Below are 18131 nucleotides of genomic sequence, written 5' to 3' on the forward strand. Positions count from 1 at the left end.
CCACGGCATGAACACCGATGTGGATCTGACCAAACCGGTCGCCCAGGACGTCCTGCTCGAGGCTCGCGGGCTGAGCAAGTCGTTCGACGCCGTCCAGGCGCTGCGCCACGCGGACCTGGTGCTTGAGCGCGGGAAGGTGACTGCCTTGCTGGGCGACAACGGCGCGGGCAAGTCGACCCTGGTGCGCTGCCTGACCGGCGTGCATCCGCCGGACACCGGCACCATCGCCATCAACGGCAAGGCCGTGCATTTCGCGACACCGGACGAGAGCAGGCGTGCTGGCATCGAGACCGTCTACCAGACTTTGTCGTTGATCGACGATCTCCCGGTCTGGCAGAACCTCTTCTTGCGGCGCGAGCTCACCCGCGGCGCCGGCCCGCTGCGGATCCTGGACAAGAAGGCGATGCGTACCCAGGCCAAGGAGATCCTGACCGAACTGGACGTCAACATTCCCAGCGTGGCGAGCACGGTCCGGCGGATGTCGGGTGGCCAGCGGCAGAGCATCGCCATTGCCCGGGCCGCACACTGGGGCAAGCAGCTCGTGGTCATGGATGAGCCGACCGCAGCCCTCGGTGTACGGGAGACCGCAGCCGTGGAGTCACTGGTCCGCAGGTTGCGGGACCGAGGTGTCACGGTGTTGCTGATCAGCCACGACATGTCACAGGTGAAGCGGATCGCGGATGTCGCCGTGGTCCTGCGCCGTGGCACGACGGTCGCGCGTCGTGAGGTGGACTCGGTGACCCCCGACGACCTGGTCGCTCTCATCACCGGTGCCCAACCGGGAGACGCAGGTGAGTGATCGCGTCGTCGTCATCGGCTCGGTCAACATCGACCATACGGTGGAAGTGGCCCGGTTTCCGCACCCCGGCGAGACATTGCTCGCATCGTCACTGACCAGTTCGGTCGGCGGGAAGGGCGCGAACCAGGCAGCCGCCGCCGCCCGCTCGGGCGCATCCGTCCTGATGGTCGCCGCCGTCGGGAACGACGCCGAGGGCGCGCAAGCGCTCGCGACCCTTGCGAGTGCTGGCGTCGACACCAGCGGAGTCCACCGCGTAGCCGACGCTCGCACGGGGAGCGCGTGGATCACGGTAGCTGCATCGGACAACACGATCCTGGTTGCCCCTGGGGCCAATTACCAATGGTCCCAGGGACTTCCATCGCTGAGACAGTCAGACGTCGTGCTGTGCCAGCTGGAGATCCCGGTGCCTCTGGTGGAGTCGGCCGCGGTGGCGGCCCGCGGCCGGTTCGTCCTCAACGCGGCGCCGTCCGTCAGGCTGGACGACGATCTGCTACGCCGCTGCGGCGTGCTGATCGTCAACGAGCACGAACTCGCCGAGTCTGCAGGGCTGCCCGACGTCGACGCAGCAGACACGCAGAGAGTGATCGCGGCCAGTAGGTCGCTGATTGCGCGCGGCACCAGTGCGGTGGTCACGACCCTCGGTGGCCGTGGTGCCATCTTGTGCACCACAACCACAACACTGATGGCCGCGACCCCGCCGACGCCCGAAGTCGTCGACAGCACAGGGGCCGGCGACGCGTTCTGCGGTGTCTTCGCCGCGCGACTGGCTGCTGGTGATTCGCTGGGCACGGCACTGCGGTATGCCGTGACGGCCGGGTCGCTCGCCGTCCGGCACCCGACCGCACAGGGTGGCTATGAGTCGTTCGCGCGTCTGCCGGACCTCGTCGACCAGACACCATCGATCATTGAGGAGCCACGTCCGTGATCAGCAAGGGAATCATTCACGCAGAGTTGGCGCGGCAGCTGAGCGGCTTGCGGCATACCGAACAATTCGTCGTGTGCGACAGTGGCCTGCCACTGGGCGACCTTCCGACGGTCGACCTCGGATATCGTTATGGCGCAGCCGGTTTCATCGATGTCGTGCAGGTAGTGCTGCCCGAACTCACGCTTGAGGCGAGCTGGATCTCCCGCGAGATGCTGGAGACCAATCGCCCGTGTCTGGATGCACTGACCACCCTTGGCCTCACCCCCGAACCGATCGACCACGACGCCTTCAAGCGGCGGGCACTGGCGGCGAAATTCGCGATCCGCACGGGCGAGGCGACCTTCTACGCAAACGTCATCTGCCAAGCGGGGGTGCCGTTCGCCCGATAGCGAGCCGCGCAGGCTCATGCAGCGGTTCGTCATACAGTGGCAGACCCGACGTCGAAGGAGCCGGAAATGTCCTGTGTCACGTTCCTGACCGCCGCCCAGCGGGCGGCGCTGCGCGACCTCGGCGAGGAGCAGCTGACCCCGGACGAGATCACGGCGCTGCACCCGAGTCCGCCTGCGACGGAAGGAAAATTGCGGCGCGTGCGGCTGCTCGCCCGCAGTTCGGACCCGGCCATCCGGCAGAGCGCAGCGCTCAACCAGCACTGCCCGCTCGACGTGCTCCAACTGCTCGCGGACGACTCCGACCCGACGGTGCGCCGATGCGTCGCGCGCCAGCCGGCGACGCCGGAAGCACTGTTATGGCAGCTCGCGTCCGACCCGACGTCCGACGTGCGCGCCTGGGTCGCCGCACACCCGGCCGTCACCCCGGAGCTGCTCGACCGGCTCGACTCCGACCCGGAACCCGCGGTGCGCCGGGTCGTAGCCTGGTCCCGCGCCTGGCACCGGCCGGCGTGACCGGCTCAGTCGGTCGGTGGCAAGCGCAGTGAGTCGTCGCCCGATCCGAACTTGTCGCGCAGGAACATGTCGTTGACCTGCATCTGCTGCTCGCCGCGCTCGGCGGTACGCCGCTGGACCTCCCGGGTCGCCTCCAGCAGCGTGGTGAGGTTCGCGACCAGCACGGCGGCCAGCGAACGCCCGTCGGGCAACGCGGCCTTCTCTGCGCCGGGCACGGACACGTAGCTCTCGACAACAGCGAGCGTGTGCTCGTCACGAATCTGCTCCACCTCGTAGACGTCCCGCACCGCAGCGCTGTCGTGCGCCAAGAACTGCAACGTCAGCGTGGTCTCCGTGTCGAGCGCGCGCACCAGCGCCCGCGCGTCGTCCGGGATCCGGGCCGTGCGCGCCAGTCGCCCGAGCGCGCTTTCCTGGCCCTGCGGCAGCAGCTCGGAGAACGGCTTCGGCACCGAAGGCCCATACTCCGGCGGCGCCGGCATAAGGTCTCGCTGCTTGCGGCCGAACATCAGTTGTCGAGGCTGAGGGTCAGGTTGGGTTCCGGCATACCGCTCTCCGGCGAGCTGATGACGCCGGTGCCGAGCGCGAGGAACTCCGAAGCGTGCTCGCCCCAGATGTGCGCACTGACTTCGGTGCGCACACCGACGATGCCGTCGGCGCCGAAGCGGTTCGCCTCGTTCTCCATCCGCGTCATCGCCAATTCCCTTGCGGTGTATGCCGCTTCGGTGAACTGCGGCATCTCCATGTTGCGTCCGACCATCTTCATGCTCTGCCGGATCCCTTGGTGCGCAACGTGATACACGCAGGCACCGAAGACGAAGGCACGCGGGAAGTGCCCGGCACGGACCAGAGTGTAGAAGTCCTGACCGGACAGGTCGGAGGTGAACGGTCCGCCGTCCTGCAGCTTGTAGGACGGGTTCGGCTGCCGTGCCCGTATGGCGGTGCCCTGCGCGATGAACTCCAGCTCGCCTTCCTGCCAGGCGTACCGCTGAATCTGCAGCTTGACCCCGACGATCCCGTCGGCACCGAGCGCGTGCGCCTCGCTGCGCATCCGCTCCACCGCGAGCGACCGCGCGTGGTACATCGCGGAGGACAGCACCTCCAGCTCCATCGACTGTCCCCAGCGCTGCGCCTGGAAACCGATGTGATAAATCGACGTGCCCATCACGTAGCCGACGGCATCGAACCCCAGCTTGTGTACGAGCAGGAACTCACTGACCGACAGATCGGAGGTGAACGCCGACTTGTCCTGCTGCTCCAGGGCAGCCAGCCGCCGTACGCGCTCCATCGCAGCCGGGGGTATGCCGCCGCCGACGCTCTCCTGCGGCGCGGGCCCCGCCGCGGGGGGCGGTGCCATCTGCTGCTGTGGTTGCTGCTGGTCGTTGTCCTTCTTGCCGAACGCCATGCCCGCCCCTTCGCCGAATCCGAGAATGGCAGCTTGCGTCCCGAGGCTGGGAAGTCCCTGCATGCCAGCGGAGCACCATGCGCACGGGATACGGTGCGGCCATGACCGATGTGCCCACCGGCGACCTCTCGGAGGCGCCGATTCTCAGCGGTGAAGCTGCCGAGGTGGTGCGCCGGCGGGTCCGGCTGCTGGTCGAGATCACCTCCCACGACGGGAAGTTCCGTGACGGGCTGCAGCAGGCCGGCCGCCGGCTGACCCGACCGGAGGCGACGATCATCGCCGACCTGGAACGACATGGCCTCGATGTGACCCAGCTGCGCGAAATCCTTTGGGGCGGACACGTTCTCGTCGACGACCCCGCTCTCTACACGCGCTGGCGCTTCCCGAAAACGATCGAGCGACTGTCCAGTCACCATCCCGACATCGACAAGAAGCTCTACCCGGACCTGGGCATGAAAGGGCCGCTGGTACGCGAGAAGCTCCACGGCCGGACCGCGACCGGCACCTGGGTGCAACTGGAAAAGACGCCGACAGCCATGGGGCCGGGATTTCACCTGCCGACGACGACGGACGTGCGGCACCTGTGCGACTACGTCGTCTACCGGTTCACCAAGAGCAACGTCGGACCGTGGGGCCTGTCCAAACAAACCGAACGGCGGCCGGTCTACCTGTCACCCGCCCTGTCGGCCGCAGTGCCGGTGGCCGAGGCCGCGGAGCACGAACTTGTCACCGCACTGAACGACATCGAGCACCACGCCGACGCGACGTCCATCTCGCCCGACCTGGCGACACGATTTCCGCCACCACATCGCGCCGACTCCCTCGCCGAACTCGTCCTGCACCCCGACGGCCGCAACGGACGAGGGCTCTTCGGCTCCTCGGAGGTCTACGCCAGTGCGGCACCGTCCGACGCGGCGCGGGCCGTGATCGACAAGATGTCCACCGTCACACCGCACTGGGCTCTTCCGGAGCCGGGCGAGACGACCACCGAAGTGGTGCACGTCGGCGATCGTGAGATCCGCCTCGCCGTACGCCGTACCGTGATCGACGAGACCGAGGAAAACGCATGAGACAGCAACCCAAAGGGCCTGGCGTCCCTACGGATTCGATGACTGCCCTGGTGCATCTCGTCGACACCGGCGCGGTGCCGCTCGGCGGCTACACGATCTCCGAGGTCGACGCGGTCGGTGGCATCGGGCATCTGATGGAACAGAAGCCGGACCCGGCGCTCGTCGCGGAGGCCGTGCGCTCCCTCGCGGCGCGCAACCTGATCACCACCGATGCCGGATCCGAACACCTGCAGATCCGCGGCGATCTCGGCATCGTGACGACGTTCCAGCAACGCTCTCGGGTGGTGCTGGACGCGCGCGTGACCGGGTCCGAGCCGGACCATCCGTGGCGCTTCGTCCTCATGCCGCAACCGGAAGGGGTCACGCTGGAAGTGCTGATCGATGCACTCGGCATCCATTTCTACTCGTTGCGCAAGACCACCGACGCGCTCGAACGCCTCTGGAAACGCTTGCCGTCCGGCGAACGCGGCAACGCCGACGCCGATGCCGACTCAGTGCTCGCAGCGAGCCCGCAGACCGCCCTGGTCAGCGTCAGCAGGTGGTCCGACGAGAGCATCCGGAACACGTATGACGTGGTGCTCGCCCAGGACGGCGACCGGTGCCATGTCTTCGTCCGCTCGACCGACGATCCGGCTCAGCTCGTCGCCTCACCGATGGGCAGCGACGAGTGGCGCGGCGTGCTCAAGACCCTGGTCAAGGTCGGGCCGGATCACACCGCGAACGGACAGTAATTGTCGCGAGAGCCCGCGGCTCACCACAACTGCTGACCTCTCGCCGAAACGGCGTGGCTAGGCAGGACCGTGATCGTCGGGGACGAGGAACGCAAGTCCTGACAGCACTGTCACCGGGCCACCGTCCAGGGTGGCGAGTCTGGCGTCGTCGTGCGCACCGGCGAGCGCAGCCAGGTACGCATCCGCGACCTGTCGATGCCCGCGAACGTGAGCGAGGTCGCAGTCGGCATACGATAAGGAGTCCGGCCAGAATTGGTAGCCAGCCCGCTGCCGGACAAGCCGCACGGTCTCCAGTGCCTCGGTCACGCCCACGCCGAGGCGGACCGCGAAGCGCACCCTCGACGATGGAGCAGACCGCGAAGCTGCCGACGTTCGCCGCCCATCGCGTAACCCGCTCGTGGTGAACGTGTTCACGTGCCGTCAGCGCGATCAGCACATTCGAGTCGAGCAGGTATGTCGTCACATGTCATCCAGGGCGCTCGCGACGTCCTCGTCCGTGATCCGCTGTCCGAGTGACAGGACGGGAAACCCCGACCGGGAGTCGACTTCGATGCTGACCGGCTCGTCGAGTTCGCTGAGCCCCCGAATCGTCAGCTCCGCGATCGTCGCGGACAGTGACTGCCCGCGGGCCACCGCCAACTGCTCGGCTCGGCGACGGACCGCAGGAGGGAGATCGACCGTGGTGCGCATCTCTGCATCATTGCTGCATCACCGCTGCATCACACGTACCATCACGGGAGAACGGCTCCGGTCGGATCGAGCCACAGGCACCGCTGAGCCTGCTCCCGTACGCTCACCCGATGGCACAGAGTGCGGCCCACCGCGGACTCGTCGTCGTCGCCGAGGACGAAGCCGCGATCGCCGACATCATCAGACGGCACCTCGAACGCGACGGGTATGCTGTGCATCTCGAATCCTCAGGCACCGCAGTCGAAGACGCTGTGGTGCGGCTCTCCCCTGCCGCGCTCATCCTCGACATCGGACTGCCCGGCCGGGATGGCATCGAGATCTGCCGCCGGCTGCGCGCCGCCGGCAACTGGGTGCCGATCGTATTCCTCTCGGCGCGTGGCGAGGAGGTCGACCGGATCGTCGGGATCGAGCTCGGTGCCGACGACTACCTGGCCAAGCCGTTCTCGCCACGTGAACTGGTCGCGCGGCTCGGCGGCCTGCTGCGCCGGTCCAATCGCCCCGAGCCACAGCCGGACACGACGCTCACCCTCGGTGCGGTGCGCATCGACACCGCGACCAGGCGCACGTACCTTGCGGGTCAGCACATCGACCTGACAGCAACGGAATTCGACCTCCTCGCGTTCCTTGCCAAGCACCCCGGACAGGTCTTCAGCCGCGCACAGCTGCTCGATCACGTCTGGGGCTATGCGAACGACCCGGGAAGCCGCACCGTCGACGTCCACATCGCACAGTTGCGCGCGAAACTCGGATCCGTTGCGGTGCTGCGAACCGTCCGCGGCGTCGGATACGCAGCCGAGCCGGGCGACCGATGACGCCCCGGGCGCGACGACGGTGGCCGCTCTACCGGCAGCTGCTCGTCCTCGCCGCGACGATCGGCGCGATCACCGCCGCGCTCGCCGGGCTGCTCACCGCCGGTCTCGTGCGCGCCGCCGACCAGGACCGCGCCCGGCAGTCGTTCTCTCGGCTCGCCGATGCGGCCGCAGCCGGCTCCAACCTGGGTGACAACGCGCAAGCCAGTCAGCGCCGCTCGGTGCGGACTCTCGCCGCACTACACGTGCAGGTAATCACCATCACCCAAACCGGTGTGCTGCAAGCACATTCGCATCCTCTCGCCAGAGTGGTCACGCCTGCTGACATACGCGCCCTGCTGGACGGGCGCCCGATCAGCACGACCCGCGAGTCGGGCGACGCCACGGTGCTGGTGCAGGGACGACCCACCCGGGCCGGCGCCATCGTGCTGCTGCAGCGGCAGCGCGACGCGATCGGTGCGGTGACCGGCGTCGTATGGCGAGCGGTCATCGCCTTCGCGATCGCACTGGCAGTTGCAGCGCTGCTGGCGGCAGTGGTCGCCCGCTGGATGGCGGGACCCTTACGACGCACGGCACAGGCCGCGCACGCGCTGGCGAGGGGTGAGCGGGCCGTGACCATCGAGCCATCCGGACCGGCTGAGATTGCCGAGATCGGCGACGCGGTCGAGACACTCGCTGCGTCACTCGCCGAGACGGAGGGCCGGCAGCGCGAGTTCTTGCTGGCGGTGTCGCACGACCTGCGCACTCCGCTCACGACGCTGCGCGGTTATGCCGAGTCACTGGCCGACGGGGTGATCCCGGCCGGCGAGGTTCCTGCGATCGGCGCCACCATGTTGTCCGAGTCCGAGCGGCTCACCCGCCTGGTCAACGACCTGCTGGACCTCGGCCGGGCCGACTCCGGCGAGCTGCGGGTCGAGCTGGAACCGACCGACCTGACCCAGGTGGTGCTCGCCACCGGCTCGGTATGGCGAAATGCGTGCGAACTCAAGGGATTACGGTTGGAGGTCGATGCAAACCCGGGGATCGGCGCGCACACGGATGCAGCGCGGGTGCGGCAGGTGCTGGACAACCTGCTGGACAACGCCGTACGCGTGGCACCGCCGGGCGCCCCGATCGTCCTTGCCCTGCGGTTGGAGGGGCCGGAGGCGGTGCTGGAGGTGCGCGACGGTGGGCCTGGTCTGACCGACGACGACCTCGCCGTGGTGTTCCGCAGGGGCGTGCTGCATGACCGCTACCGCCATACCCGGCCGGTGGGCACCGGGTTGGGTCTGGCCATCGTGCACGGAGTCATCGTCGCTCTGGGCGGGCGCATCGAGGCAGGACACGCGCCGGAAGGCGGAGTGGCTTTCGCCATCCGCCTTCCGGTCAGCTGATCCCCCGATCGTCAGTCAGGACGCAGTGCTCGCGCTGCCCGCATTGTCCGCGATCCGCCAGCGGATGACGTTCGCGGTGGGGTTGGTCGGCTTGCCCGTGCCGATGACGAGCACGCGCAGACCGAGCTTGACCGCCGACGCGGACGACGCCACGGCCTTGCCCTTCTCGGCTTCGCGCACCTTGGTCTTGCTGTCGATGCGGTAGGTCTGGGTGAAGCCGTCCTTGGCCCGCACCGTCACCGACGTGCCGGAGATCCGGACCACGGACCCGCGGATGCTGTCGTGGGTGACGAACTTCGTCTTGTCGCCCTTGCCGTGCGCGCTCACCCAGGTGGCGTGCAGTGCGCGGTCGAGCCAGAAGCGATGGTGGTGCTTGCCCTTCGCCTTCGCAGTCGAGGTGACATGCGCAACCGTCGCGACGGCCGGCGCACTGTCCGACGTACCGGTCGCGGCGTATGCCGTGGCACCTCCGCCCAGTAGCGCCGCTGCCGACACGACGCCGGCCGGAATGATAAGTCGCTTGTTCATCGGTCTCTCCTTGGCATCTGGTGGGCCAGCTGGCCCACTTCCGAACACGAACCAGCCTGCGGGTCCTACGTTCGGGAGATGCGCGGCGAATGTTCGGGTTCGGTAAGGATTCCCGGGACTTCAGCTTCGCTACAGGTGCCTGAAGGCTCCGCCGTCGTCCTCGGCGACGAGCACCATGAAGTCCACGACCAGTTGCGCCGTGCGGCCCTGCGCGTCGAGGCCCCAGTAAATCGGGTAGCCGCCGTCGCCGAATCCGGAGTCGCAGGCAACGCCGGTGTCGCCGTTGCCGAGCGGGAACTCCAGCACCCTGGGATACGGGGTTGCGGTGAAGCGGTCGTATGCCGCAGCCTTCGCGCGCCGGGTCATCGTCGCGTAGCCGGCGTAGTCGACGATGCAGACGCAGCCCGCGTCGACACCGACCACGTGCCCGCTGCCCGGCAGCGAGGCCGGCCGCCACGCAACCGGCGGCTCCTCGCTGAAGCGCACGCGCACGGCAGCGTTGCACTCGAACGCGGTGACCCGCTCGACCGGGTAGGCACCCGGTCGGACCGTGCGCGCGAGTGGGCGGGCGTTGTCGTTGTCATAGCCGAAATCCACGACCGACAGCACTCCCGTGGCGCTGACCAGGGCGCCGACACGTTCCACCTGCGCCCGGGTTGTCTGACCGTCCAGGTCGGCGTCGCGATCGGTGAAGTTGCGCGTCTCGTCCAGGTGCGTCTCCTTCTGCGGCAACTCGGCCAGTGGTGCGTCCGCGGCGCACTCCCGCAACCGGGCGTCCACGGTCGCCCGGTCCTCGAACGGCTGTGTGGGCTCCCCGAAGTATTCGCTGATCGCCGAGATCCGCCAGTCCGGGCCCTGGGCGTGCAGCGTGTACTCGCGGAACTTCGTGAGCGGGGACGTGCGCTTGGTCAGCACCCGAGCGACGTCGTCCTGGACCTCCGACCGGACGAACTGCTCCACCTCCGGCCCGTACTCGGCCGGGTTGCTGAACGACCGCGCCAGGCGCACAGACGTCGGGTCCGTGAAGTGATTGCGGGTCGTCTGCGCCATCAGCTCGCCCCAGATCTCGAAGCGATCGCGGGTCTCGTCAGTGTCGCGCCGCCGATCAAACGCGGGCGCGGCGATCTCCCACTGTGTTTCGTACTCGACGATGAATCGGTGGACCCGGTTTTCGGGGGAACTGGCCGGCCGGCCGAGCTGCTTGGTCAACAGGGTGAACTCCAGATCGTCGCGACGCGGTATGCCGAAACGCTCGTCGCCATACGGGAACGGGGAGCGGGTGCCGGTGTCGTAGTAGCCGCGCCGCTCGTAGAAAGCGATCAGGTCGGTCCGCTGCCGCAGGACGGTCATCTCCATCCGGGTGCTGGACCACTGCCGCTCGGCATACCTCTCGGCATACGCCATCAACTGGCCGCCGATGCCTGCACCCTGCAACGTCGGCGAGACCGCGAACATGCCGAAATATGCTGCGCTGATGCGTTTTTCGAGCTGGCAGCAGGCAACGAGGGCGTCGTCGACGACCGCGACGAGCACCGCGCCGCGCGCGACCAGCTCGGCCACTTCCGTTGCGTCGGTTCGCTGACCGTCCAACAGGTCGGCCTCGGTCGTCCAGCCCGCACGACTGGACTGACCCCGGTATGCTGACTCGACCAGCCCCACGACGGCCGCCACGTCGGCGGCATTTGCAGTCCGGATCTCCGCCTGTTTGCTCACTGCCCCACTCCCCGTCCCGATGGTTCGCCGCCAGGATTCGCACCCGGGTCGGCGTTTACCGATTGTTGCAGCAACTGGTCCGACGCTTCGAAGCCGAGACGGCGGTAGAGCGGGACAGCCCGGCGGCCCGAACTCACCGTCACCCGAGTGGCACCGGTCGTCACTGCGTGAGCCGTCGCCGCTCGCACGAGTGCTGATCCGAGGCCTGCACCGCGAAACTGTGGCAGGACGAAAACGCTTTGGATATCCGCCGATCGACGCGATGCGTCCCCCGGCCGTGGCACGCGCGGGAGGAGCGCGAGCCACGCCATACCGACCAGCCCGTGATCGGCGACCCGAGCGACAAACGCGAGATGCGAATCGAAGTGGCTGGACCACCACGCGGCGAAATCATCGGCAAATGACTCCTCCGATTGGCGGCGGCGCTCATCCGCCGAGGCATGCAACCAGAGCAACCCGGCGACTGCTCGGCGATCGCCCGGTTGCGCGACACGGATCTCCACGCAGTCGAGTGTTCCAGGCGCAATGATCGACGTATGACGCAACACACGAGATCACCCGCCGAGTGGTTTTTCGAGGACTTCGAGGAGGGGCAGGTCTTCCGGACACAGGGGCGGACCATCACCGACGCCGACCTCGTCACGTTCGCGGGCTGGAGCTGGGACACCAATCCGGTGCACACGGATGCCGAGCACAGCGCCAGCGGCCGGTATGGCGAGCCGATTGCCCACGGAGCACTGGGGTTGTCGGTCGCGCTCGGATTGGCCTCGCGCCTGGGCATTTTCGAGAGTTGCTCGATCGCTCTGCTCGGGATCGACGGGTGGCGCTTCGAGCACCCGATCGTGGCGGGAGACACTGTGCACTGCGCTGTGCGCATCACCAGCGTCCGCGCTACCAGTAGCGGCGAGGCAGGGATCCTCGACCGCGAGTTCGTGCTCACCAATCAGCACGGCACCGTCGTACAACGCGGCAATATCGGGTTGATGGTCGCCCGACATCCGGCCGGATAGACAACGAAACGAGACCGACCTCATGAGCAGACACATCCTGCACGTCGTCACCAACGTCAGCCACTACGACGATCCGGACCATGCCACGGGCTTGTGGCTGTCGGAGCTCACGCACGCGTGGAAAGTCTTCGAGGATAAGGGTTTCCGGCAGACCATCGTGAGCCCGCAAGGCGGGAAGTCGCCACTGGAGCCCCGATCGCTGACGTTTCCGAACTACGACAAGACCGCGAAGGCGTGGCGCGCCGACTCCGAGCGGATGGCACTGCTGGAGACCACTCTCAGCCCCGACCAGGTCGACGCGGCCGACTACGAAGCGATCTACTTCACCGGAGGCCATGCGGTGATGTACGACTTCCCCGACAGTGAAGGCCTGCAACGCATTTCGCGGGATATCTGGGAACGCGGCGGAGTCGTGTCGTCGGTCTGTCACGGATATTGCGGGCTGCTCAACCTCACGTTGTCCGATGGCTCGCTGCTGGTGGCCGGGCGCAAGGTGACCGGCTTCGCGTGGCAGGAGGAGGTTCTGGCACGGGTCGACAAGCTCGTCCCCTACAACGCCGAGGACGAGATGAAGAAGCGCGGGGCCCGCTACGAGAAGGCGAAGCTCCCGTTCGTTTCTTACACCGTGACCGACGGCCGGCTGGTCACTGGACAGAACCCGAACTCCGCCAAGGCGACCGCGCAGCAGGTAGCTGCGCTGCTGTAGACCGACATCGACCCTGCGGAGGTCATGGCTCCATGGCTGATCGGACGTATGCGCCGATCGTCGGCAGATCAACGACAAGCGTGTCCCAAACTGCTTCGTAGTCCGTGCCTTCGTAGTGATGCGCGAGGCGGTCCCGCATCCGCCTGATCAGCGACCAGGGCACGTCCGGGTGGCGATGGTCTCGGCACTGAGTCGTGCGACGTTCTCCCCGATCTTGACGATCAGTGACTCGGCAGCGAGCCCCGGCACATTGACCGGGTCGGAGCGATACCACTCGTGCCCCCGCGACCACTCGTGCCCCCGCGCAACCAGCTCTGCACCGACGCCGCAAAGGCGCATGACCTCCCGTAGCGCCGCGGTGTCGCGCTCGCCGGCGAACCTTGGCCGCGGAACATGATCCGCGAATCTCGGACACGGACCCTGCGCGGGGTCGAAGCCCGGGTCATCGAGCCGATGCCTCAGATCGAGATCAAGGAAAATGATGCCCACCTGGAATCCTCGGCTGGTTCGCCGCGCCAAGGACGTGACGGACATCGACCTGCTCACCCAAGAACTCGGCCTGAAGTAGGCGAAGAACCGCAATCTGCGCATGACTGTCTCAGTCGAACAGCTCCCAGTGACCCTCGGAGACGACGTCGACCTTGCCGTCAATGACGGTGATGGCCGTCTCGTCGTCGATGGCGTAGCCGGGCATTTCGAGCGCAGCGGCCCAGCGCTCCGCATCAGCCAGACCGAACTCCGGCATGTTCGGGTTGTCGAGGTGCGGGAAGATGCCGAAGTCGACCAGCCCCAGTGCGTCGACACTGCCCGTCGGCGACTGCCAGTCGCTCAGGTCCTGGCTCAGATGGGGCGCAGCAACCAGGCTCCCGGCGCTCACGCCGACCCACACCGTGTCGTGCAGCGAAGGCAGCACGTCAGCCACGCCGGACTGCCGCAACCAGTGCGCCAGGTAGAGCGGATCGCCGCCACCGACGAGAAGAGCGTCGGTTTCCCGGACGATGGGGATCCACTGTGCCGCGTCGATGCTGAGGAGCGCAGTGAGCTCGAGCAGGCCGACAGACTTCCAGCCGATCTCGCACACCGGCGTCATTGCCTGCCGGAGACGATGCGCCACGCAGCAACGGGACCACCCGCCGGGTATGCCGCCGTCGGGATCACCAGGGCGCTGGCCTCGGCGATGGGTTTGCCCAGCATGTCGACGAGCGTGCCCGCGATGCTCGTGTTCTTGATGCCGGCCGAGGTGAGCAAGAGCTTCATGTCTCGCCTCCGATTTCTCGTCCTCCCGAGTCCGGGTGCGAAGCACTCACCGCACCGGGAGCGATTACCTCGAGACCGACCGCCCGCGCAGCCTCGCCCAGCCGGTTGTCGTAGGTGAGAACGGCGTCGACATCAAGGCGCAGCGCCGCCTCCAGGTGCAGGGCGTCGAGGGTACGCAGGTGCGGCAGCGGCAAGAGCCCAGCGGAGCGGTATGCCGCCCGGTCGAGCGCCGCGAGCGACACGCCATCGAGGAGCGCGCTGACCTTCGCCTGATCCCGCTCCTCCCGCACGGCCAGACGACGCAACTCGGTCTCGAGTAGATCGCTGGAGACGAGCCTGGCAGGAGCCCGGCCGAGCCAGTCCAGCAGCGCATCCGTTTCCGCCTGCGCCACCAGCAGCGCCCCGAGCGCTGACGTGTCGACGTAGACGACCGGAACGTCGCTCACACTCGCTCCTCGCGGAGCTCATCGAGGAGCTGAGCCAGTGGGCGATCACCTTCGGCCGGCGCGGGCTTCAGCGCGGCCCAACCGCCGACCCGCTTTGCCGGCCGAACAATCGGCAACGAAGGAGGCGGAGCATCGAGAGGGACCAGGCGGCCAACGGGGATTCCGCTGTTGGTCAGCACGAACGACTGCCCCTCGGCGACGGCTCGGAGCACGCGCCCGGATTCGTTGCGCAACTCACGTTGCGAGAGGCTCTCTTCCTGGGGCGCGTCCGCACTCATGCCGTTCATTGTAGCACCCGCGCTACACGGCGCTGCGACGTCTACGCTCGCACCAGTCAGGCCAGGTCGTCGAAACTGCCCTCTGCCGGCCGCCAGACCGTCCACGAACCGTCAGCGAAGCCCATGATCTCGGCGATCTCGACGTGGACCTCTTCCAGCTTCGGATGAATGGTTACCGAGCCTGTGTCCAAGAAGATCTGAATTCCGGCCCCTGTATCCTCCGAGGTTGACCCCACCGTGCCCGGCACCAACCTTCGCAACGCGTCCGCATAGCCGAGATCGGCCTCGTGCCAGACACGCTCGCCACAGTCGACTGTCGGCCAGACATACGAGTTCAGCGTCACGGGTGAACCGCCAGGCGGACCGTCGAACCTGAGCTGCACGTAGTCGTTGAGCACGAATTCCACCGAGTACATCCGGTCGCCGACGAGCCGCTGGAGCAACGCGTTCGGCACATCGCGACTTTCGGCAGTCATGCGGTCTTCAGCGGCGCGATCGCAGCGATCTGCTCTGCGACACGATCCTCCGCGAGTTCCAGGTCATAGCGGGTCTGCAGGTTGAGCCAGAACTGCGGCTCGATCCCGAAGTATCGCCCTAACCTCAGCGCGGTGTCTGCCGTGATCGCACGCTTACCGTGCACGATCTCGTTGATCCGCCGGGCCGGCACACCGATCGAGGTCGCAAGCTTATTCTGCGTAATGCCGAAGCCCTCGATGAAGTCCTCCATGAGGATCCTCCATGAGGACCTCACCCGGATGGATCGGCGGGTAGAGCTTCTCGGCCATCTCTCCTCCTCAGTGGTAGTCCACGATCTGCACGTCCTCAGCAGCTGCATCGGCCCAGGAAGCAGATCCGCCACTGGTCGTTCACCCCGATGCTGTGCTCGCCCTTCCGATCGCCTTTGAGCGATTCCAAGCGATTGCCGGGCGGCACACGCACCGCGTCCAGAGTCGTTGCGGCATCCAGAAGGTGGAGTCTCCTGTTCGCCGCCTTGTGGATTCGTGAGTCCAGTCGTTTCGGCGGTTCACGGCGCCAGACCTTCTCGGTGTCGCGGTCGCCGAACGATCTGATCACGCACCGTGCATATAACGTCTAGCGTCAATAACGCTAGACGTTAAATCGGAACTCCACCACGTCGCCGTCTGTCATGACGTAGTCCTTGCCCTCCATGCGCGCCTTGCCGTGCGCGCGGGCCTCGGCGACCGAGCCGAGCTCAATGAGGTCGTCATACGAAATGACTTCGGCCTTGATGAAGCCCTTCTGGAAGTCACTGTGTATGACGCCGGCGGCCTGCGGCGCCGTCCAGCCGCGGTGGATGGTCCACGCTCGCGATTCCTTGGGGCCGGCCGTGAGGTAGGTCTGCAGCCCGAGGGTGTTGAAACCCTTGTGCGCCAACTGGTTCAGGCCGGACTCCTCGGCGCCGAAACCTTGCAGCATCTCCAGCGCTTCGTCGTCGGACATCTCGGTGAGGTCCATCTCGAGCTTGGCGTTGAGGAATATCGCCTCGGCCGGTTCGACCAGTCGCTGCAGCGACTCCTGCAGGTCGGTGTCGGTGAGCTGGTCCTCGTCGACATTGAAGACGTAAAGGAACGGCTTGCCGGTGAGCAGACCCAGCTCCTTGATCGGCGCGACGTCGAAACCCTTGGCGAACAATGTGTCTCCGGCTTCGAGGATCGCCTGCGCCTCCCTGGCCGCCTCCAGCACCGACGCGTCGGTCTTCTTGCCCTTCACTTCCTTCTCGATGCGCGGCACGGCCTTCTCGAGGGTCTGCAGGTCGGCAAGGATCAGCTCAGTGTTGATCGTCTCCATGTCCGACTCGGGAGACACCTTGCCGTCGACGTGGGTGACGTCGTCGTCGACGAAGACGCGGATGACCTGGCAGATCGCGTCCGCCTCGCGGATGTTGGCGAGGAACTTATTGCCCAGGCCCTCTCCCTCGGAGGCGCCGCGCACGATGCCGGCGATGTCGACGAACGAGACCGTGGCCGGGACGATCTTGTCGGAATGGAAGAGCTCGCCGAGCTTGTCGAGCCGCTCGTCCGGCAGCGGAACGACACCGATGTTCGGCTCGATCGTCGCGAACGGGTAGTTCGCGGCCAGCACGTTGTTCTTGGTCAGCGCGTTGAACATGGTCGACTTGCCGACGTTGGGAAGACCGACGATTCCGATGGTGAGTGCCACGGGTTCAGGAGTCTAATGCCGCGTCGGAGCGACCCCGAGATCGACGTACCTGCCCACGGTCCCGTCGAGCGCCGCCATACACAACGCGAGGTTCTCCGCAGGCGTGATGACCGTCGACAGACTCCCGAATCCTGCCGTGCTCGTGGGGCATTCGCTGGGTGGTTTCGCGATCCAGCGCTATCTGGAGGATCACCGTGCACCAGCGGGTGTGCTCGTGGGCTCGCCGCCGCCCAGTGGCGGCATGCGGCTGACGTGCCGGATGGCGCGACATGATCCGCTCGGGACGCTCAAGCTGTTCATGACGTTGCGGGCGAAGCCGATGTTCGCGTCACCAGATGACGCCCGCTACTGGTACTTCTCGGCGGAGGCCCCGGCGAAGGAGGTCGCCGAGTACGCCGCCCGGCTGCAGGACGAGAGCTTCCGCGCCACCGCGAACACCCTCATCCGCCCCGTCCGCACCAAACGGGTCACGACGCCGCTGCTGGTCTGCGGCGGATCGAAGGATCGCACGGCAACACCGTCCGACGTGGCGCTGACCGCGCTCCGGTATGGCGTCGAACCCGTCATCCTGGACGGCCTACCGCACGACCTGATGCTCGATGCGGGCTGGGCACGCGCCGCGTCATACATCGCGGACTGGCTGGGCGCACGCTTGCTCTGACGTCGCTCAGTGGTGTCGGAGTGCGTGTTGCCATTCGATGTTCATCAGGGTGCGGCGGATGGGGGACCGGGTGGGTGGCGGGTGTCCCGGCGGGGCGGGTGGCCGACTGGACGCGGACAGGCCACCGGTGACCACATGCGTTTGACCGGCGTCACCACCCACCAGGTAGTCGGGGTGTTCTTTCACGTAGTTGCAGCGTTCGCATAACCCTTGCCCGTCCCGCTCACTGGTCGGCCCACCCCTCGCGTACGAAGTGATGTGATCGGTCTGTTTCACCGGCGCGTCACACCACGGCGTCCGACACGTCCGATCCCGCACCCGGACCAACCTCGCCAAACCACCCCGGTAACAGCGTGACCGGGACTCCATCCCGATCAAGTCACCCGTCTCGGGGTAGGTGAACAGCCGGCGCACCTGCACCTCATCCGAGGTCGCCCACTCCCTGGCCAGGTCCGCCGGGACCGGACCAAACCCCGCCACCTGCCCGGGTTCCTCGGCGAGCAGCGTGTCGATCGGGATCAGCAGGTCCACGTGCACGTCCACCGGGCCGGTCACCGCCCGCCCCGTCACCCGCCCGGTCAGCGTGTCGGCCATCACCTGCCCCCGCGACCGGCCATCCGCTGTCCCCGCCACGGCTTGTAGCGCCGCGT

29 protein-coding genes are annotated in these 18131 nt (G+C 67.1%); 11 read left to right on the forward strand and 18 right to left on the reverse strand.

What is annotated here, in order from left to right; translation table 11 throughout:
• Positions 1–7: 7 nt before the first annotated feature.
• The 4 genes from EFY87_RS16935 (at position 8) to EFY87_RS16950 (ending at position 2626) form a co-directional block, all read left to right on the forward strand.
• A complete protein-coding gene (locus tag EFY87_RS16935) occupies positions 8–799 on the forward strand; it encodes an ATP-binding cassette domain-containing protein (RefSeq protein ID WP_123272669.1) in 792 nt (263 codons plus the stop codon).
• Positions 792–1724 (forward strand): ribokinase, encoded by a 933-nt coding sequence (locus EFY87_RS16940; protein WP_158607690.1) that lies wholly within the window; start codon positions 792–794, stop codon positions 1722–1724. The genes EFY87_RS16935 and EFY87_RS16940 overlap by 8 nt, the downstream gene beginning before the upstream one ends.
• A complete protein-coding gene (locus tag EFY87_RS16945) occupies positions 1721–2113 on the forward strand; it encodes an RbsD/FucU domain-containing protein (protein WP_123272671.1) in 393 nt (130 codons plus the stop codon). The genes EFY87_RS16940 and EFY87_RS16945 overlap by 4 nt, the downstream gene beginning before the upstream one ends.
• A 66-nt stretch (positions 2114–2179) precedes the next feature.
• Complete coding sequence (locus tag EFY87_RS16950; RefSeq protein ID WP_123272672.1) at positions 2180–2626, forward strand: HEAT repeat domain-containing protein; 447 nt, start codon at positions 2180–2182, stop codon at positions 2624–2626.
• Between the two features lie 5 nt (positions 2627–2631).
• Here the strand turns inward: EFY87_RS16950 and EFY87_RS16955 are convergent, their stop codons facing one another.
• Positions 2632–3132 carry a hypothetical protein gene (locus EFY87_RS16955; protein WP_123272673.1) on the reverse strand — a complete coding sequence of 167 codons (501 nt, stop codon included), beginning with the start codon at positions 3130–3132 and terminating at the stop codon, positions 2632–2634.
• Complete coding sequence (locus tag EFY87_RS16960) at positions 3132–4091, reverse strand: heavy metal-binding domain-containing protein (protein ID WP_220093679.1); 960 nt, start codon at positions 4089–4091, stop codon at positions 3132–3134. The genes EFY87_RS16955 and EFY87_RS16960 overlap by 1 nt, the downstream gene beginning before the upstream one ends.
• A gap of 38 nt (positions 4092–4129) precedes the next feature.
• Here EFY87_RS16960 and EFY87_RS16965 point away from each other — a divergent pair, with 38 nt between their 5' ends.
• Positions 4130–5098, forward strand: coding sequence for a hypothetical protein (locus EFY87_RS16965; RefSeq protein WP_148043384.1), 969 nt, complete (start codon positions 4130–4132; stop codon positions 5096–5098).
• Between the two features lie 38 nt (positions 5099–5136).
• Positions 5137–5829: a hypothetical protein gene (locus EFY87_RS16970; protein ID WP_148043385.1), complete on the forward strand. Its 693-nt coding sequence runs from the start codon at positions 5137–5139 to the stop codon at positions 5827–5829.
• 57 nt (positions 5830–5886) lie between these two features.
• On the opposite strand, the gene EFY87_RS21005 is transcribed toward EFY87_RS16970, so the two are convergent.
• Entirely contained in the window at positions 5887–6135 is a 249-nt protein-coding gene (locus EFY87_RS21005; RefSeq protein WP_245988720.1) for a PIN domain-containing protein, read from the reverse strand.
• A gap of 153 nt (positions 6136–6288) precedes the next feature.
• On the reverse strand, positions 6289–6519 hold the full coding sequence (locus EFY87_RS16980; protein ID WP_123272676.1) for a hypothetical protein: 231 nt from the start codon (positions 6517–6519) through the stop codon (positions 6289–6291).
• Positions 6520–6629: 110 nt separating this feature from the next.
• Here EFY87_RS16980 and EFY87_RS16985 point away from each other — a divergent pair, with 110 nt between their 5' ends.
• Positions 6630–7331: a response regulator transcription factor gene (locus EFY87_RS16985; protein ID WP_123272677.1), complete on the forward strand. Its 702-nt coding sequence runs from the start codon at positions 6630–6632 to the stop codon at positions 7329–7331.
• Positions 7328–8701 (forward strand): HAMP domain-containing sensor histidine kinase, encoded by a 1374-nt coding sequence (locus EFY87_RS16990; RefSeq protein ID WP_123272678.1) that lies wholly within the window; start codon positions 7328–7330, stop codon positions 8699–8701. The genes EFY87_RS16985 and EFY87_RS16990 overlap by 4 nt, the downstream gene beginning before the upstream one ends.
• Positions 8702–8716: 15 nt before the next feature.
• On the opposite strand, the gene EFY87_RS16995 is transcribed toward EFY87_RS16990, so the two are convergent.
• From EFY87_RS16995 to EFY87_RS21400, 3 genes are all read right to left on the reverse strand, one after another.
• A complete protein-coding gene (locus EFY87_RS16995; protein ID WP_123272679.1) occupies positions 8717–9229 on the reverse strand; it encodes a hypothetical protein in 513 nt (170 codons plus the stop codon).
• Positions 9230–9358: 129 nt separating this feature from the next.
• Positions 9359–10942, reverse strand: coding sequence for a GNAT family N-acetyltransferase (locus tag EFY87_RS17000; RefSeq protein ID WP_123272680.1), 1584 nt, complete (start codon positions 10940–10942; stop codon positions 9359–9361).
• Positions 10939–11490, reverse strand: coding sequence for a GNAT family N-acetyltransferase (locus EFY87_RS21400; RefSeq protein WP_123272681.1), 552 nt, complete (start codon positions 11488–11490; stop codon positions 10939–10941). Before EFY87_RS21400 ends, EFY87_RS17000 begins: the two co-directional genes overlap by 4 nt.
• Between EFY87_RS21400 and EFY87_RS17010 the strand changes: the two genes are divergently transcribed.
• Positions 11479–11952, forward strand: a complete 474-nt coding sequence (locus EFY87_RS17010; RefSeq protein WP_123272682.1) for a MaoC/PaaZ C-terminal domain-containing protein — start codon at positions 11479–11481, stop codon at positions 11950–11952. The genes EFY87_RS21400 and EFY87_RS17010 overlap by 12 nt on opposite strands.
• 22 nt (positions 11953–11974) lie before the next feature.
• Positions 11975–12658 (forward strand): type 1 glutamine amidotransferase domain-containing protein, encoded by a 684-nt coding sequence (locus EFY87_RS17015; RefSeq protein ID WP_123272683.1) that lies wholly within the window; start codon positions 11975–11977, stop codon positions 12656–12658.
• A gap of 22 nt (positions 12659–12680) precedes the next feature.
• Here the strand turns inward: EFY87_RS17015 and EFY87_RS21010 are convergent, their stop codons facing one another.
• The 10 genes from EFY87_RS21010 to ychF all read right to left on the reverse strand — a co-directional run bounded on the left by EFY87_RS21010 (position 12681) and on the right by ychF (position 16820).
• Positions 12681–12797 carry a HepT-like ribonuclease domain-containing protein gene (locus tag EFY87_RS21010; protein ID WP_245988721.1) on the reverse strand — a complete coding sequence of 39 codons (117 nt, stop codon included), beginning with the start codon at positions 12795–12797 and terminating at the stop codon, positions 12681–12683.
• A gap of 8 nt (positions 12798–12805) precedes the next feature.
• The gene (locus EFY87_RS21015; RefSeq protein WP_245988722.1) at positions 12806–13147 is read right to left on the reverse strand and encodes a hypothetical protein; all 342 of its coding nucleotides are present in this window, start codon (positions 13145–13147) and stop codon (positions 12806–12808) included.
• A gap of 109 nt (positions 13148–13256) precedes the next feature.
• The gene (locus tag EFY87_RS17025) at positions 13257–13772 is read right to left on the reverse strand and encodes a Type 1 glutamine amidotransferase-like domain-containing protein (RefSeq protein WP_342769136.1); all 516 of its coding nucleotides are present in this window, start codon (positions 13770–13772) and stop codon (positions 13257–13259) included.
• Entirely contained in the window at positions 13745–13915 is a 171-nt protein-coding gene (locus tag EFY87_RS21270; RefSeq protein ID WP_342769137.1) for a hypothetical protein, read from the reverse strand. Before EFY87_RS21270 ends, EFY87_RS17025 begins: the two co-directional genes overlap by 28 nt.
• Complete coding sequence (locus EFY87_RS17030; RefSeq protein WP_123272684.1) at positions 13912–14361, reverse strand: type II toxin-antitoxin system VapC family toxin; 450 nt, start codon at positions 14359–14361, stop codon at positions 13912–13914. The genes EFY87_RS21270 and EFY87_RS17030 overlap by 4 nt, the downstream gene beginning before the upstream one ends.
• Positions 14358–14639, reverse strand: coding sequence for a type II toxin-antitoxin system Phd/YefM family antitoxin (locus tag EFY87_RS17035; RefSeq protein WP_123272702.1), 282 nt, complete (start codon positions 14637–14639; stop codon positions 14358–14360). The genes EFY87_RS17030 and EFY87_RS17035 overlap by 4 nt, the downstream gene beginning before the upstream one ends.
• A 56-nt stretch (positions 14640–14695) precedes the next feature.
• A complete protein-coding gene (locus tag EFY87_RS17040) occupies positions 14696–15055 on the reverse strand; it encodes a hypothetical protein (RefSeq protein WP_245988724.1) in 360 nt (119 codons plus the stop codon).
• Positions 15056–15111: 56 nt separating this feature from the next.
• On the reverse strand, positions 15112–15366 hold the full coding sequence (locus EFY87_RS17045) for a HigA family addiction module antitoxin (protein ID WP_123272686.1): 255 nt from the start codon (positions 15364–15366) through the stop codon (positions 15112–15114).
• 95 nt (positions 15367–15461) lie between these two features.
• Positions 15462–15713 (reverse strand): type II toxin-antitoxin system RelE/ParE family toxin, encoded by a 252-nt coding sequence (locus EFY87_RS17050; protein ID WP_245988723.1) that lies wholly within the window; start codon positions 15711–15713, stop codon positions 15462–15464.
• A 33-nt stretch (positions 15714–15746) separates the two neighbouring features.
• A complete protein-coding gene (gene ychF / locus EFY87_RS17055; protein WP_123272687.1) occupies positions 15747–16820 on the reverse strand; it encodes a redox-regulated ATPase YchF in 1074 nt (357 codons plus the stop codon).
• 106 nt (positions 16821–16926) lie between these two features.
• Between ychF and EFY87_RS17060 the strand changes: the two genes are divergently transcribed.
• Positions 16927–17481: an alpha/beta hydrolase gene (locus EFY87_RS17060; protein WP_148043386.1), complete on the forward strand. Its 555-nt coding sequence runs from the start codon at positions 16927–16929 to the stop codon at positions 17479–17481.
• A 6-nt stretch (positions 17482–17487) separates the two neighbouring features.
• Here the strand turns inward: EFY87_RS17060 and EFY87_RS17065 are convergent.
• On the reverse strand, positions 17488–18131 hold a 644-nt coding region (locus EFY87_RS17065), incomplete at its 5' end, for an HNH endonuclease signature motif containing protein (RefSeq protein ID WP_220093680.1).

The sequence above is a fragment of the Flexivirga caeni genome (assembly GCF_003724155.1).
GTDB classification, from domain to species: Bacteria; Actinomycetota; Actinomycetes; order Actinomycetales; family Dermatophilaceae; genus Flexivirga; species Flexivirga caeni.